Below are 15,475 nucleotides of genomic sequence, written 5' to 3'. Positions count from 1 at the left end.
TCACCTCATATAATAAAATTTGGTCTATAATTGATTTGATTTATAAGTAATTTGATTTATAAGTAATTTGAATAACAAGTAATTTGAAATTCAAAGTATATAAGTAGTATAATCATAAATTAAAAAGATGATATGAAGAGGAAAATTAAATAATATTGAAAAAATGGAATAATATGGTATAATTTAATAAAAGAGTCTCGTTACTAATGAAGGGGGATCGGAATGAACGAAAAAATGTACACCATCAAAGAAGTGGCCACAGCTTTAGATATCGAAGCATATGTATTAAGATATTACGAAAAAGAGTTAGATTTACAAATACATAGAAATGCTCAGGGGCATCGTATATATACACAAAAAGATATGGTTATATTACATCAAATCAAAGAGTTGAGAGAACAGGGGTTGGAGTTAAAAGGAATTCGTAATGTCATACATAATTTAGAAGAAGAAGGAATAGAGTCGCTTGCACAAGTGGGTGCTACGTCTATAAAGGGTATACCAACTTTAAATGCAGAAGTAGATATAGATATTACGGACAAAGATGATCAGAAGGTCAAACAGTTTAGTCTTATTATCAAAGAAATGTTAAAGCAAACACTTGTTGAATATGGAGAAGAAAATAAGACTCAACTTAAAGAAGAAATTAGTCAAGAGATGGATATAATGATGAATCAAAAAATTATGGAACTTGAGGCGATTCAGCAACTTAAAGATGAAGAATACTATAAGAAAATTGATGAGACGATGAGAGAGATGCAAGTGATGCGCAAACAAATGGCTGAGCTTGAACAAATTGGGCAAAAAACTTCCTTATGGAAGAAAATATTTAAAAGTAAATCTCAAGAAATAGAAGAAAAGAGTATGTAGGGGCAAACTACATACTCTTTTCTTTTGATTTATTTTAATCGTTTTGATATTAAAAGAAATTACTAGGCAAATACAGGTAAGTTATATTTTGTAAAGATACTTTTAGCTTGTGCTACAGATTCTTTAGTAGGTTGTTCAGTATCAAGTAAAGAATACTCAAAACCAAGTTGTTCCCATTTAAACTCACCCATTTTGTGGAATGGTAGTATATCAATACGTTGTACGTTGGATAATGTAGTTAAAAATTGTGCTAAGTCATCAATATCTTTTTCATTATCTGTAAGATTAGGAACGTATACATAACGGATCCATACAGGAATATTACGTTCGTTAAGATGTTTAGCAAAAGCTAATGTAGGGTCTAAAGGTACCCCAGTTAAATCTTGAAATACAGAAGGATTATATGACTTAATATCAAGTAAAACAAGATCAGTATAATCAAGTACAGGATTAGCTTTTTCGATAGCAACAAATCCAGAGGTATCTAAACAAGTGTGGATACCTTCTTGCTTACACTTCACAAACAGATCTTTTACAAAGTCTGGTTGAAGAAGTGGTTCCCCACCGCTTACTGTAAGACCACCACCAGAAAACTGCATGAAAGACTTGTATTTTACAATGTCTTGAATCAGATTGTTAGTATCTTCTTCCTTTCCGTCATTCATTTTCCAAGTGTCAGGATTGTGACAATATTTACAACGAAGGGGGCAGCCTTGTGTAAATAAAATGTAACGAATCCCAGGCCCATCTACAGTACCGCAGGTTTCTACTGAGTGAATTCTGCCTATCATGTCATATACCTCCCGTAGTGTAAGAAGATAAGAGGATCTCTTATCCTCCTATCTTAAAATTTATTTAGTAATTAGAATCTTTCGTGGAATGTTCTGTTGATAACGTCTAATTGTTGTTCTCTTGTAAGACGAATGAAGTTAACAGCATAACCAGATACACGAATTGTTAATTGTGGATATTTTTCTGGGTGATCCATAGCATCAAGTAATGTTTCACGATCAAATACGTTGATGTTTAAGTGGTGACCATCTTGTACGAAGTAACCATCTAACATACCAACGAGGTTGCTGATACGTTCGTCTGCTACTTTACCAAGAGCACCTGGAACGATTGAGAATGTGTATGAAATACCATCTTCTGCATGTTGATATGGAAGTTTAGCAACTGATGCAAGTGATGCGATAGCACCTTTTGTATCACGACCATGCATTGGGTTAGCACCTGGTGCAAATGGTTCGCCAGCTTTACGTCCATCAGGTGTGTTACCTGTTTTCTTACCATAAACTACGTTTGATGTAATGGTTAAGATAGACATAGTTGGGTAAGAGTTTCTGTATGTTTTGTGTTTTCTAATTTTGTTCATGAATGTTTCTGTTAATTTAACAGCGATATCATCAACTCTATCGTCGTTGTTACCGTATGCTGGGTATTCACCTTCGATATCATAGTCAACAACAAGGCCTTCTTCATTTCTGATTGTTTTTACTTTTGCGTATTTGATAGCTGATAATGAGTCAGCTGCAACTGAAAGACCAGCAATACCTGTAGCAAATGTACGAAGGATTTCTTTATCATGAAGAGCCATTTCTAATTTTTCGTAGCAGTATTTATCATGCATGTAGTGAATGATATTTAATGCATTTACGTATGTTTCAGCTAACCAATCCATTACGTTATCAAATTTAGCCCAAACATCATCGAAGTCAAGGTATTCTGTAGTAACAGGTGCGAATTGTGGAGCAATTTGATCACCATGTTTTTCATCTTTACCACCATTAATAGCGTAAAGTAATGCTTTAGCAAGGTTAGCACGAGCACCGAAGAATTGCATTTGTTTACCAATTCTCATTGCAGATACGCAACATGCGATACCGTAGTCATCACCCCAGTAAGCTCTCATAAGGTCATCATTTTCGTATTGAATTGAACTTGTTTGAATAGAAACTTTAGCACAGAAGTCTTTGAATCCTTGTGGGAAGTGTGTAGACCAAAGTACTGTTAAGTTTGGTTCTGGAGCTGGTCCTAAGTTTACTAATGTGTGAAGTACACGGAAGCTTGTTTTTGTAACAAGTGTACGACCATCAAGACCCATACCACCGATTGATTCTGTTACCCATGTTGGGTCTCCTGAGAATAAATCATTGTATGCTGGAGTACGAAGGAAACGTACCATACGTAATTTCATTACGAAGTGATCCATTAATTCTTGAGCTTCTTCTTCTGTTATGATACCAGCCTTAAGGTCTCTTTCCATGTAGATATCAAGGAATGTAGATGTACGGCCAAGTGACATAGCTGCACCATCTTGTTCTTTGATAGCGCCAAGGTATGCAAAGTATGTCCATTGAACAGCTTCTTTAGCTGTTTGAGCAGGAGCTGAAATATCAAATCCATAACCAGTAGCCATAACTTTAAGTTCTTTTAAAGCACTAATTTGTTCTGTAAGCTCTTCACGAAGTCTGATGATATCTTCAGTAAGACTTGGTACTTCGAGTGTAAGTTTTTGAGCTTCTTTGTCAGCGATTAATCTATCTACACCGTATAATGCAACACGACGGTAGTCACCGATGATACGTCCACGTCCGTATGCATCTGGAAGACCTGTGATGATCCCTGAGTGTCTAGCTTTTTTAATAGCTGTTGTATAAGCAGCAAATACACCATCATTGTGTGTTTTACGATATTTTGAGAAGATATCTTGTGTTTCTTTATCTAATTCATAACCATAAGCTTCAAGAGCATTTTTAACTGTACGCATACCACCATTTGGCATGATATTTCTTTTTAAAGGTGCATCTGATTGGAAACCTACAATTTGTTCTGCATCTTTGTCAAGGTATCCAGGACCGTGAGAAGTGATTGTTGAAGGGATTTTTGTTTCAGCATCTAAAATTCCTTTTTCACGTTCAACTTTCATGAGTTCTGCTACTTCATTCCATAATTTAGTTGTTCTTTCAGTAGGACCTGCTAAGAAAGAATCATCACCTTCATATGGTGTGTAGTTCTTTTGGATGAAGTCACGTACATTTACTTCTTTTTGCCATTCACCAGCTGTAAAACCATTCCATTGTTCAAACATGCTAAGGTCAACTCCTTTAATATTAAATATAAGCTACTATTAGTTTGACCATATTTGCAAATAAATATGGCAACTAATAATAGTTATTAGTTAAATTATTTTGCTCCTTTATTATATAATGTATACTGTATACACGTCAATAGTAATACAAAAAAATATTATTATAAATGTTTAGTATTATATAAAATTTATTTTAATAATAAACAAAATTCTAAAATGAAAATATTGGGTATCAAAATAATTGAAAAATTATCTATAATAAGGAAGATAAAGTATAATAAAGCAGTATATTATTGTAATGACAACATACAAGCATTATAATAGTAAAGCATATATAATACATATTTTAAAGGAGCCTCTCATGATAAAACATATTATGAACATATTGTATGGAATTATTTTAGGTATATCTAATGTTATTCCTGGAATTAGTGCTGGAACAATGGCAGTTGTATTAAACATTTATGATACATTACTAGATGCAGTTAGCTTGAGCAAAAATAAATTAAAGGAAAATTTTCCTTTTTTAATTACAATAGGAATGGGAATGGGAATAGGTATTATACTTTTTAGCAATGCTATTACCTTCTTATTTGAAAAGTATAATATGCAGACTAATTTCTTATTTATGGGGATTATTATAGGAAGTATACCTATGGTTATTAATCATGCCAAAGAAGATGCCAAGATTAGGACAAGGAATTGGATTCCATTTGTAGTAAGTTTAGCAATCATGACAGGAATGGCATTAAGCAAAGATGTAGAAGGCAGCACGCGACTAATAAGAGAAGTAAACTTAGGAATGGGATGTTGGTTTGCAGTAGCTGGTATGATTAGTGCTTTTTCTATGATTATCCCAGGAATAAGTGGATCATTTATTATGTTGACATTAGGGGTATACTCTTCTGTTATTACAGCAGTTTCAGAGTTCAACTTAGGTATTTTAATTCCTGTAGGCATTGGAGTACTTGTTGGGCTAGTAGGCGGTGTGAAAATAGTAAAGATTTTATTATCACGATACAATCAGGCAACTTATATGGCTATACTAGGTTTAGTTGTAGGGTCTGTATTTGTGATTTATCCAGGATTTACATTTAATCAATCAGGCTTTTTTGCTTTAATATGTATGTGTATAGGTATAAGGAGCACTTATTGCTTTGCGGATAAATGATTTGAAAGGAATAAGGATATACTAAATTCAGTACAACAAAAGATGTTATGTACGTGATAAATTAAGGAGTGAATTATGGGAAAAGAGACTTATGTATTCGGACACAGAAATCCCGATACTGATTCTATATGTTCAGCTATAGCTTATGCGCATCTTAAAAGTGCACTAGGTGAAAGCAATGTAAAGGCAGTTAGATTAGGAAAAATAAGTAAAGAGACAAATTATGCGTTAAGTCAATTTAATGTAGAAGCACCTACTTTAATTGAACATATTAAACCACAAGTTAGTGATATGAAGTATTATGCAATTCCACCTATCTACGTTGTGGATTCTGTAAAAAAGGCTTGGGATGTAATGACAGAACATAGAAGACCTATGATCCCGGTTCTTTATCCAGACCATAAATTAGCAGGTGTTGTATCTATTTCTGATATTGCTAAAACCTATATTGGTTTAACAGATGGTTCAGTACTCAGAAATCACCGCACACCATTTGTAAATATTCCTGCTGTGCTTGAAGGTAAGCTCATCTATGGTGATTATCCTCAACCTTATGTAGAAGGAGATGTTTATACAACAGCTTCTATTACAAATGAAGATAAATTAAGAGATGTAGATATTATCATTACAGGGAATAACAAAGCACTTATTCAAATGGCGATTGCATCTGGTGCAGGTTGTGTCATTATCACAGACCAAGATATGGAACAACTTGAATTCACTGAAAAACCAGAGAATGAATGTGCTATTATTTGTACACCTTACTCATTCTTTAAAACAATCAAAATGATTTCTCAAAGTATCTCAGTAAAAAATCTTATTGGAAATCAAGATTTAATTTACTTCCAAACAGAAGATACAATTGATGAAGTTAAAGAAATTATGTTAAATACAACACATAGACATTTCCCAATCGTAGATGAAGCAGGAAAAGTTAAAGGGATCATTTCTAAACGCCATATCCTAGATATTCAGAAAAAGCCTGTTATCTTAGTGGACCATAACGAAAGAGATCAAAGTGCTAAAGGTATTGAACAAGCAGAAATTAAAGAGATCATTGACCACCATCGTATTGCTAATATTGATACAGTAGGTCCAGTGTACTTAAGGGCAGAACCAGTAGGATGTACATCAACTATTGTAGCGAAAATGTATGAAGAGCATAATATTATGCCTCCAAAAGAAATTGCAGGACTTATGCTTAGTGCGATTCTTTCAGATACATTAATCTTCAAATCACCGACTTGTACACCTACAGATGAGAAGATGGCAAAACGCCTAGCTAAAATTGCAGAAGTGAATTTAGAAGAGTATGGAATGGACCTTATTGCTGCAGGCACTTCACTTGAAGGCGTTCCTGCAGGTGAGCTCTTAGAAATGGACCGTAAACCGTTTACATTGGGTAAATACAATACAGCAGTAGCTCAAATTAACACAGGGGACTTCAAAAGTATCTATAAAATGAGAACTGAAATTTTAGGAGAAATGGAAGCTTTAAGAGAGAGAGAAAATCTTGACCTTGTGGTACTTATGGTAACGGATGTTATCGTAGGTGGAACTGAATTATTTGCAGTAGGACCAGAAAAGTGGGTAGTAGAACGTGCCTTTGCATTACCTAAAGGTGATGATAGCATTTTCTTAAAAGACGTGTATTCAAGAAAGAAACAAATTATTCCTCAGCTTACATCAGCAAGTCAAAATAATTAATAGAATTAACGTTGATAAATAAAATCATTATACTTATAATGGAAGAGTAAGACAATAAATTACTTTTTATAATAAAAGGAGAATAGAAAAATGGCTAAACAAGTTACAAAAGATATGGTAATTGGTCAAATCCTTCAAGTAGATAGAGGTATTATTCCAATCCTTATGAGAGCGGGTATGCATTGCTTAGGTTGTCCATCATCTCAAATGGAATCTATTGAAGATGCATGTGCGGTTCATGGAATGGATGTAGATACACTTGTTAAAGAAATCAACGATTATCTTGCAACAGTAGAAGAACAATAAAAATAAAAGAAGTCCTAAAAGTAGTTACTTTTAGGACTTCTTTTATAAATAACGCGTTAGAATATCTAACGCATTAGATGCAATCATAACTTGACCATGTTCTTTTAAGAACATTTCATTAAGGTCACTACGTGTACATTGGTCACCAAATTCATCTAATAAGCTTTTTATGAACTCTATATTACTTGTGCTATTATTGTTTTCTTTAAGAATAACAAAATATTTATCATCGTATTTATAGAGTGAAGTGTCACCAAAATAGAGATTTTTAATATGATGTGCAGCACTGCTTATGTCATCTAAGTTTTTAAAAGCATACATAAGTGTAAGACTAGGAGCCTTAGTGGATATAAGAGACTCTTTAATAGATGGAGAGGCAGAAGTAGATGAAGAAGAAGAAGCCATTAATTCTAATTCAGCTAAATCACTAGAAATAGCATCTTTAAAAGTACGATGTGTAGGACGTTCACCTATGATGTCTAATTTTTGCTCTATTTGTGAAGGGTCTTCCACCTTAGTGACAACAATCATAATGCTATCTGTAGAAAGGGGAACAGCTTCTATCATAAGGGGAACATTTTCCGCTTCAAAACCAAAATCTTCATAGGCTTGGGCCATCATATCTCTAAAAAGAGCTTGTGCCTTGGTCGAACCATAAGCAAGTTCGCCTATTTTGATATCTCTATTTTGCAAATCAGAATGATTTAGAGTGACTCGGATTTGGGTATCGCTAATTTTTTCGATTTTCATACAACTCACATCCTTTCATACAGTCACATTAATTTTAGGATAAACCTTAAGATATAAATAAGTATAAGGTAATGCTAAATAAAAGTAAAGAGGATAAATCTATCAATTCTTTGAATAAAGAGAGTTTAATTTATTATATGATAGAAGGGTACTTTTTATTGCATGGTGACATACTATCATTTTAAAGATAGAACATATTTTATAGATCTAAAGATAAAATTATAAAACAGACTAGGATGATAATTTGTGATTATGATATACTTAACACAGTGAAGGAGGCTAAATCATGCTAAAGAAAATATTATTTGGGATATTTGCTTGTATAATCCTAGGGGTAAGTGCATTAGCTGTATTAACTTCAATGCCAGGAAACGAGCGAGTAGACCCTCTTACATATTTTAATGAGTTTAAAGAAGGTCAACTAAATGTAGTATATGAAGATGCGCGAGTAGACATGGAAAAACCTATTATTCAAAAAGGTGAATGCTTGTATGTATCTTATCCTTTTGCAAGAGAATATATAGATGAAAAAATATATTATGATAAAATTGAACAGATTGTAACTATTACTAACTTACAAGAGTTAAGAAGAATTGTACCAGGTGAACTTAGGATGGTGGTGAATAATGAGGAACAATCACTAATAACCCCATTTTTAGTAGAAGAAGATGAACTTTATATACCAGAGGATTATTTAGAAGAAGAATATGGTATACAGATTGAACTTGGAAAAGATAGAAGGTTAGTTTGTGTATCTGATTTAAAAGTACAAAAGCCTGTTGGGATGATTAAAAAGAAAGAAGGCAAGTTGCGCACCCATCCAGATAACAAAACATTAATTGTAGATGAAATAGAAAAAGGGCATAAAGTTATTGTTTATAAAGAAGAAGATGGGTATATGAGAGTGCGTGATGAAAATGGTATTATAGGATTTATTCCTAGTAAAGATGTGGCAGTAGGAGAAATGACGCAACTGAAACAAGATAAGGCTTATACGCTAGCTAAGATAAATAAGCCAATTGAAGGTAAAGTTAAATTAGTGTGGGACCAAATGACAAGTCGTGCGACAGGAGATTGGTCAACACCTAAGTATAGAAATATTCATAATGCGAATATCATTGCCCCAACATGGTTTGAATTTGAAGATGAATCTGGTAAACTCATGGATAGAGGGTCTGTAGCATATGTGGATGCTGCACATGCAAGAGGGCTTCAAGTATGGGCACTTCTTAGTCATAACTTCACTACGCCAGAGCTTACAAGAACCATACTTACAAGTACAAATAAGAGACAGTATGTTATAGATCAAGTATTAGAAGCAGCTAGAAAGTATGGTTTTGATGGTATTAATATAGATATAGAAAATGTACAAGCAGATTTCGCAACTGAATGGATACAGTTTATGAGAGAGCTATCTGTTCAAGCTAAGAGAAATAGTGTAAGCGTGAGTGTAGATGTCTATATACCTTCGGCATGGTCAGCGTATTATCAACGAGATAAGCTTGCAGAAGTAGTAGACTATTTCTTTGTTATGGCATATGACCAGCATTGGTCAGGTTCAGAACAGGCAGGCCCAGTAGCAGGACTTGGTTGGGTGGAAGAAGGTATTAGGCTTAATTTAGAAGAAGTACCTAAAGAAAAGTTGGTACTAGGCATTCCACTCTATACGCGTATATGGAAGGAAACACCAGAAGGGTTAAGCTCGAGTGCATATGGTATGGCGGCATCGCAAAGTGTTATTAATAGATGGGGTGCTACCGCTATCTATGACGATGCACATGACCAAAGTTATGTACAAAAAATAGAAGGCGACACAATGTATCATGCATGGATAGAAGATGCAACAGTAGTTGAAAAGCGTATTAAATTAATAGATGAATATGATTTAGCAGGTTATGCAGGTTGGAAATTAGGGTTAGAAACATCTGATGTATGGCATGCTCTAGCACAGATGGAAGAGTGATGTAATGGAGGCTAATAATGATTAGTGAGAATAGGTATGAAAAGATGATATATAGAAGATGTGGTCATAGCGGTATTGTATTGCCTGGCATTTCTTTAGGATTGTGGAAGAACTTTGGGGAGGATCAAGATTATCAAAAAAGTAAAGAAATGGTATTAACAGCTTTTAATCATGGGATCAATCACTTTGACTTAGCAAATAATTATGGAACACCACCAGGTTCGGCAGAAAAGGCATTAGGGCGTATATTGAAAGAGGAGCTAGCTGAATATAGAGATGAATTATTAATCTCTACAAAGGCAGGCTATACCATGTGGCCAGGACCTTTCGGGGACTTTGGCTCTAGGAAACATTTGCTTTCTAGCTTAGATCAAAGTTTGAAAAGGCTAGGACTAGATTATGTAGATATATTCTACTCTCATAGAAGAGATACCAGTACACCACTTGAGGAGACAATGGGGGCATTAGCTACAGCAATACATCAAGGAAAAGCTTTATATGTAGGAATTTCCAATTATAATGCATTAGACACTAAGAAAGCGGTAACCATTTTAAAGAACATGGGTGTACCCTGTCTTATTCATCAGCCATCCTATTCTCTACTTAATAGATGGATTGAAGATGGATTAATAGACGTACTTAAAAAAGAGGGCATGGGGTCAATTGCATTTAGTCCTTTAGAACAAGGGCTATTGACCAACAAAAGCCTAGAGGCTGTTAATTTAGAGCAAACAAGAGCTATAAATGCTAAAGTGTTAAGAGGTGAAGAAACTTTGCCTGAAGTGTTGACCAAAGTAGAAAGACTTAACGAAATTGCAAAAAGAAGAGGACAGACCTTAGCACAGATGGCTATAGCATGGACTATTAGAGAAGGTGGCGTAACCTCTGCACTTATTGGGGCAAGTTCAGTTGCGCAGATAGAAGAAAATGTAAGAGCGCTAGACAACTTAAACTTTAGTGATGAAGAACTCCTTGCTATTGAACATGTTGTTAAAAGTCTAATATAGGTTATACAACAAGAAGCTATTCCTTAAAATGGTTAAGGAATAGCTTCTTGTTGTATAAGATAGAGGCATTTTTTTCTTAGTTCTTTAATACAATAAAAGTAGAAATAGTACAAGTAAGAGAAGAGAGGAAAAAATATGGGGCGTATTATTAAGAAAAACAGACTAAATATGTTAGTACTAAGTTTAGCTTGTTTAATTGTGTTTTGCACCTATTTAAAGTTTGCAAACAGTTCGTCTGAAACTTTTAGCTTATCTACAGCATCTAAAACTATTGTTATTGATGCAGGACATGGAGGATTTGATCCGGGAAAGACGGGGATAAGTGGAACCAAAGAAGATGAAATTAATTTAGAAATAGCTTTTAAACTTAAAAGTTATTTAGAGCAGTCAGGGGCAACCGTTATTATGACTAGAACAGATGATGAAAAGTTGCAGGGTGAAAAGGGAAATACACATAAAAGAAGGGATATGAATTATCGTAAAGAAGTGATACAAGCAAGTGATGCAGATATTTTAGTCAGTATTCACCAGAATGCTTTTACACAGTCAGAAGTAAAAGGGGCTCAAGTCTTTTATTATCAAGATTCTGAAAAAGCAAAGTTACTGGCAAACTGTGTGCAGACAGGAATAAAGATTTATGCAGATCCAGAAAATAAGCGTAAGATAAAAAGTAGTAAAGAGTATTACATACTTAAAATTAGCCAGATGCCAGGGGTTATTATAGAATGTGGATTTTTAACTAATTTAGAAGAAGAGGCAAAACTTGCAAGTAGCAGTTACCAAGATAAGATTGCATGGGCCATTTATGCAGGCATTGTGGAATATTTTGAAGCACTCGAACCTTAAAAAGCTTGCTCAAAAGTTTAGATAGTAAACTTTTGAGCAAGCTTTTTGAAGCTTTACTTAAAATTCATGAAGAAAGGGTTGCAAGTCCTTTTAGACCTTCAATAACAAGAGGAAGTGTTGAGTCATTAAGGTGGGCAAGTGAAAGACGTGTATAAAGGCACTTGGATTTCATAGTAAAGAGTTCACCAGGAGCTAATAGAATATGACTTTGAAGTAAAAATTTCTCCATGATACATGTGGAAACAAGACGTGGCTTAATCCAGAAAAACAAACTGCCTTGTTCAGAATATAACTCTATATAAGGTGCCAATTCCTGAAGTATAGGGAGTATAGTATTGAAATGATGATAATGGGTTTCTACAATATCTTGACGAATGGATGAGAAGATAGAGGAGTCTAAATAGTATTGGAGAAACCTTTCGTTAAATGAACAAGTGGTAGGTTCATTAAGCTTCTTACATAGTCCATGGGGTAAAGCAATGAAGCTATATTGCACAGAAGGCAAGTAGAGCTTTGAAAAATGATAAATATAGATAACTTGTCTGGCATCATCAAGTGTATACAGAGGGAGAAGAATATTTTCTGTATAGGCAAAGTCACTTAATGTACCATCTTCAATAATGTAAAACTGATGTTTCCTGGCTAGTTCTAACAAGTTCTTTTTAGTCTCTAAGTTGTAGGAAATGCCAGTTGGATTTTGAACGTATGTAGAAACCCAAACAAAGGATATATGTTCAGTTTGCAGAAGCTGACCTAGGTAGTCTAGGTCTATACCATCTTGAGTGAGTGGAAGCTCTATCACTTTGAAGCCTAAAGAACGTAAGAAGGAGCTATAGCTTAAATCGTGATAGGCTTCTACACAAATGGTAGAGTTAGGATGCGTTTTAAGTAAGTCTACAAGAAAATTTAAAAAATCTTTAGTATAGCGTAGCTGGCTAGAACTTGAGTTGACACCAACAGATTTTAAGAACTCGCAAATATTTTGCTTAAGGGTTGTATGTCCTCTGTAAAGTGGATCAGAAAAAACATTCCACCCTTCAGCATTGATCATCTCCTGAGTGAGTTTAGTAATGAGCGAAGGAGGAAAGTAATTTTTATTAAAGGAGAGACTACTACAAGAAATAGTTTGAGCTGGAGTGGAAGGCGTTGAAGTCTGAGGCGATGAAACATAGGTACCACTTCCAACGTAGGCTGTAACTAAGCCCTGATTTTCAAGTAATTTATAAGCATTTACAACTGTATCTCGATTTATACTAAGTTTCTTAGAGAGTGTTCGAATGGTAGGTAACTTAGTGTGATTGGGCAAATCACCTGTTTTGATGAGGTGTGCCAAGGCATTAGCTAGTTGAATATATAAAGGAGTCGGGTCAGATTTAGATAGGTGAATCGTGCAAAACATAAAGTGCCTCCTTGGAATGTATATTTTATAAAAATCAAGCTTTATAAAGTATATTAACAAGCTTAGTAAAATATCCATTATAAGGATAAAATCAAAAAGCTACAGTCTCATTATTTATGAGCTGTAGCTTTTTGATTCCACTTTTTAAGCAGGCGAATATCTTCACCAAAGAGTCTGAAAACACTATAATCACCGAATATACGAGAGATAATACGATCAGAGTATAGAGTGCGCCAATCATTGAGTGGTAAATTAGTAGAAATAATAGTAGAAGTTTTATTGAGTGCACGTGTATTAATCACGTGGAATAAATCAGGTCCTGTAAAGCTATTTGTAGCTTCTGTACCGAAGTCATCAATAATGAGTAAATCCACAGTTAATAAAACATCTAGGTTATTTTTAGCATTTTCTTCCATGTCTTCGCGATGAAACCTGGATTCTTCAAAAAGTTTGAAGAGTTCTTGGGCGCTTAAATATAAGACACTGTGGCCTTGATTTAAGAGTTCTTTGGCAATACAATTGCACAAAAATGTTTTGCCCAAGCCTGTAGGACCGTGGAAGAGAAGGTTATTTCTTCGGTAGCCAAATTGTTCTACAAAGTCAATGCATTGTTGATAAATCATTTCCATGTTTTTACGCGGAGACTTATTGTACTCTTTATCAAGCTGATCAGAGTAATAATCAAAATTAAAGTTAGAAAAGTTTTGGTCAACACCTATGGATCTAAGGTTAGATTGATCATAAGAGAGATTGATAAGAGATTGCTTAAAACATTTACAAGGTCTGTGATTGGCATATTCATTAGCAATGGTATCTTTATTACTAACATCACTAATAAAACCTGTATCCTTACATAGTCTACAATCATAATGCATGTCCAAATAATCAATAGGATAACCATACTCAGCCAAAAGTTGTTTTTTATGACGACGTAATTCTTCGTTTTTATGGCGATAACCTTGAATAAGTTCGTCAGGAGAAGCACTAAGAGCACTTTTAACAAGGCTTATACCTAATTGATTTAAGGAACGATCGATTCTTTCAATATCAGGAATCTTTTTATAGATTTCTTCTTCACGAGTACGTTTTGCCTCTGCAGCACGGGTACGTTTTTGATCGTATTGTTTCAATAACATTTTGTATTGAACTTCTTTATTAGTCATAACCTAGTTTCCTCCATAAATCTGTTCTTCCAAATACTGACGTTCACGTTTTTCTAGTTCATCCAAATCCCAGTTATGGGAATAAGTCGTCGTGAAGTGTGGATTTTTACTTTTAGTAGCTTTACCATTTTTAGTTTTAGTAGCTTCCTGTTCTTTAGAATGAGTTTGGTCAAGTTTAGTAATATCCTCAAGGGTACGAATGTTTTTCTCTTGCCATTTATCTAGAATTGACCCTAAGTAGTTGAGACTAGGGGAAGAAGAATATGTGACTGTTCTATTACATGCTTCTAGTATGACCGATAAGTCAAAAGCATAATCATTGAGCCACTTATCAAGAAGTTCTTTTTGATGTCTAGTAATGGTTTCACTAGTCATACCTAAAGCTTTTAAAATCGTACGATATTGCTTGGTGATAGAAGCTTGTGCTTTTGCATCCTCTACACATTTAATACCTTGATCTACCCAGCCGAGGGCTACTTTTTCAATATAACGAATGTGAGTATGATTATTAGAAGCACAATATTGAACTAAGTATTCAATAAGGTCTAAAGGTAAGTTAAGCCAGTCATATAAGCCGTATAGCACTTGCTGATCAGTAGAAGAAAGCAGGCGTCCTAAGTGTTTTTCGCATACAGTAAATAAATTGGCAATAGAACTATGTTCTTGACAATATAAAGTTAACTCATCTGACGTGTAATGAGGTCTAGTTTGCTGAACAAATGTACGTTGTGTTTTGGTTTCTACAGAAGCAGTTACTTCAGTATTTATAGAAGCAGCAGGTTGAGTTAAAGAGAATGTCAACTCATATTCATCATCTGATAACAAAATGAAATCAACAACCTTTTGAGTATGCCAGTAGTCTAGTGCTGAGATAAGTTCAGAATAAAGCATATCTAGTACCTTTGCACAATCTTCAAGAGAAATACTGTCTAAAGAGTGATCTTGATAAAGTGCAAATAAATAGAGATAAACTTTCACGTAGCCACCTAATGCTTGTGGCATATACGTTGTAATGAACCAATAAGGAATACTAATTGATGCAGGGGGATTGGGAATAAACTTTACATATGCCAAAGCAAGTGCCTCCTTTAGTTATAATACTATTGTGTTAGTATTATAGCATAAAAAATAAGAAATAGTATTAAGTAAAAAGCAAAACCCCCTTTATAGGAAGGGGATTTTGAGGATAAGCTGTTAATAAG

At 34.3% G+C, this 15,475-nt stretch carries 13 protein-coding genes; 7 read left to right on the top strand and 6 right to left on the bottom strand.

Features of this window, described 5'->3' with window-relative positions; genetic code table 11:
• The first annotated feature begins 222 nt into the window (after nucleotides 1–222).
• Nucleotides 223–870, top strand: a complete 648-nt coding sequence (locus RRY75_RS05485; RefSeq protein WP_332493091.1) for a helix-turn-helix domain-containing protein — start codon at nucleotides 223–225, stop codon at nucleotides 868–870.
• A gap of 62 nt (nucleotides 871–932) precedes the next feature.
• Here the strand turns inward: RRY75_RS05485 and pflA are convergent, their stop codons facing one another.
• Both pflA and pflB read right to left on the bottom strand, forming a co-directional pair.
• Nucleotides 933–1,661, bottom strand: a complete 729-nt coding sequence (gene pflA, locus RRY75_RS05480; protein WP_332493092.1) for a pyruvate formate-lyase-activating protein — start codon at nucleotides 1,659–1,661, stop codon at nucleotides 933–935.
• A 71-nt stretch (nucleotides 1,662–1,732) separates the two neighbouring features.
• Nucleotides 1,733–3,961 carry a formate C-acetyltransferase gene (gene pflB / locus RRY75_RS05475; protein ID WP_332493093.1) on the bottom strand — a complete coding sequence of 743 codons (2,229 nt, stop codon included), beginning with the start codon at nucleotides 3,959–3,961 and terminating at the stop codon, nucleotides 1,733–1,735.
• A gap of 361 nt (nucleotides 3,962–4,322) precedes the next feature.
• Between pflB and RRY75_RS05470 the strand changes: the two genes are divergently transcribed.
• From RRY75_RS05470 to RRY75_RS05460, 3 genes are all read left to right on the top strand, one after another.
• Entirely contained in the window at nucleotides 4,323–5,132 is an 810-nt protein-coding gene (locus RRY75_RS05470; protein WP_332493094.1) for a DUF368 domain-containing protein, read from the top strand.
• Between the two features lie 75 nt (nucleotides 5,133–5,207).
• A complete protein-coding gene (locus RRY75_RS05465) occupies nucleotides 5,208–6,839 on the top strand; it encodes a putative manganese-dependent inorganic diphosphatase (RefSeq protein WP_332493095.1) in 1,632 nt (543 codons plus the stop codon).
• 90 nt (nucleotides 6,840–6,929) lie between these two features.
• The gene (locus RRY75_RS05460; RefSeq protein WP_332493096.1) at nucleotides 6,930–7,145 is read left to right on the top strand and encodes a DUF1858 domain-containing protein; all 216 of its coding nucleotides are present in this window, start codon (nucleotides 6,930–6,932) and stop codon (nucleotides 7,143–7,145) included.
• Nucleotides 7,146–7,187: 42 nt separating this feature from the next.
• Here the strand turns inward: RRY75_RS05460 and RRY75_RS05455 are convergent, their stop codons facing one another.
• On the bottom strand, nucleotides 7,188–7,895 hold the full coding sequence (locus RRY75_RS05455) for an adaptor protein MecA (RefSeq protein WP_332493097.1): 708 nt from the start codon (nucleotides 7,893–7,895) through the stop codon (nucleotides 7,188–7,190).
• Nucleotides 7,896–8,181: 286 nt separating this feature from the next.
• On the opposite strand from RRY75_RS05455, the gene RRY75_RS05450 reads away from it, so the two are divergent.
• From RRY75_RS05450 to RRY75_RS05440, 3 genes are all read left to right on the top strand, one after another.
• Nucleotides 8,182–9,858: a glycosyl hydrolase family 18 protein gene (locus RRY75_RS05450; RefSeq protein ID WP_332493098.1), complete on the top strand. Its 1,677-nt coding sequence runs from the start codon at nucleotides 8,182–8,184 to the stop codon at nucleotides 9,856–9,858.
• A 17-nt stretch (nucleotides 9,859–9,875) separates the two neighbouring features.
• On the top strand, nucleotides 9,876–10,865 hold the full coding sequence (locus tag RRY75_RS05445) for an aldo/keto reductase (RefSeq protein WP_332493099.1): 990 nt from the start codon (nucleotides 9,876–9,878) through the stop codon (nucleotides 10,863–10,865).
• 135 nt (nucleotides 10,866–11,000) lie between these two features.
• Nucleotides 11,001–11,711, top strand: coding sequence for an N-acetylmuramoyl-L-alanine amidase (locus tag RRY75_RS05440; protein WP_332493100.1), 711 nt, complete (start codon nucleotides 11,001–11,003; stop codon nucleotides 11,709–11,711).
• A gap of 64 nt (nucleotides 11,712–11,775) precedes the next feature.
• Here the strand turns inward: RRY75_RS05440 and RRY75_RS05435 are convergent, their stop codons facing one another.
• The 3 genes from RRY75_RS05435 to RRY75_RS05425 form a co-directional block, all read right to left on the bottom strand.
• Nucleotides 11,776–13,110, bottom strand: coding sequence for an aminotransferase-like domain-containing protein (locus RRY75_RS05435; protein WP_332493101.1), 1,335 nt, complete (start codon nucleotides 13,108–13,110; stop codon nucleotides 11,776–11,778).
• A gap of 110 nt (nucleotides 13,111–13,220) precedes the next feature.
• Nucleotides 13,221–14,273 (bottom strand): ATP-binding protein, encoded by a 1,053-nt coding sequence (locus RRY75_RS05430; RefSeq protein ID WP_332493102.1) that lies wholly within the window; start codon nucleotides 14,271–14,273, stop codon nucleotides 13,221–13,223.
• A 3-nt stretch (nucleotides 14,274–14,276) separates the two neighbouring features.
• Nucleotides 14,277–15,347 (bottom strand): DnaD domain protein, encoded by a 1,071-nt coding sequence (locus RRY75_RS05425; RefSeq protein ID WP_332527357.1) that lies wholly within the window; start codon nucleotides 15,345–15,347, stop codon nucleotides 14,277–14,279.
• Nucleotides 15,348–15,475: the final 128 nt, after the last annotated feature.

The sequence above is a fragment of the Niameybacter sp. genome, assembly GCF_036655075.1.
Classification (GTDB): Bacteria; Bacillota; Clostridia; order Lachnospirales; family Cellulosilyticaceae; genus Holtiella.
Note: the sequence above shows the minus strand (reverse complement) of the source record. Positions and strands in the feature narration are given on the sequence as shown.

Bases quoted from the DNA above. Each gene is read 5' to 3' on its own strand.
- RRY75_RS05485 (WP_332493091.1), top strand. From the start codon at position 223: ATGAACGAAAAAATGTACACCATCAAAGAAGTGGCCACAGCTTTAGAT.
- pflA (WP_332493092.1), bottom strand. From the start codon at position 1,661: ATGATAGGCAGAATTCACTCAGTAGAAACCTGCGGTACTGTAGATGGG.
- pflB (WP_332493093.1), bottom strand. From the start codon at position 3,961: ATGTTTGAACAATGGAATGGTTTTACAGCTGGTGAATGGCAAAAAGAA.
- RRY75_RS05470 (WP_332493094.1), top strand. From the start codon at position 4,323: ATGATAAAACATATTATGAACATATTGTATGGAATTATTTTAGGTATA.
- RRY75_RS05465 (WP_332493095.1), top strand. From the start codon at position 5,208: ATGGGAAAAGAGACTTATGTATTCGGACACAGAAATCCCGATACTGAT.
- RRY75_RS05460 (WP_332493096.1), top strand. From the start codon at position 6,930: ATGGCTAAACAAGTTACAAAAGATATGGTAATTGGTCAAATCCTTCAA.
- RRY75_RS05455 (WP_332493097.1), bottom strand. From the start codon at position 7,895: ATGAAAATCGAAAAAATTAGCGATACCCAAATCCGAGTCACTCTAAAT.
- RRY75_RS05450 (WP_332493098.1), top strand. From the start codon at position 8,182: ATGCTAAAGAAAATATTATTTGGGATATTTGCTTGTATAATCCTAGGG.
- RRY75_RS05445 (WP_332493099.1), top strand. From the start codon at position 9,876: ATGATTAGTGAGAATAGGTATGAAAAGATGATATATAGAAGATGTGGT.
- RRY75_RS05440 (WP_332493100.1), top strand. From the start codon at position 11,001: ATGGGGCGTATTATTAAGAAAAACAGACTAAATATGTTAGTACTAAGT.
- RRY75_RS05435 (WP_332493101.1), bottom strand. From the start codon at position 13,110: ATGTTTTGCACGATTCACCTATCTAAATCTGACCCGACTCCTTTATAT.
- RRY75_RS05430 (WP_332493102.1), bottom strand. From the start codon at position 14,273: ATGACTAATAAAGAAGTTCAATACAAAATGTTATTGAAACAATACGAT.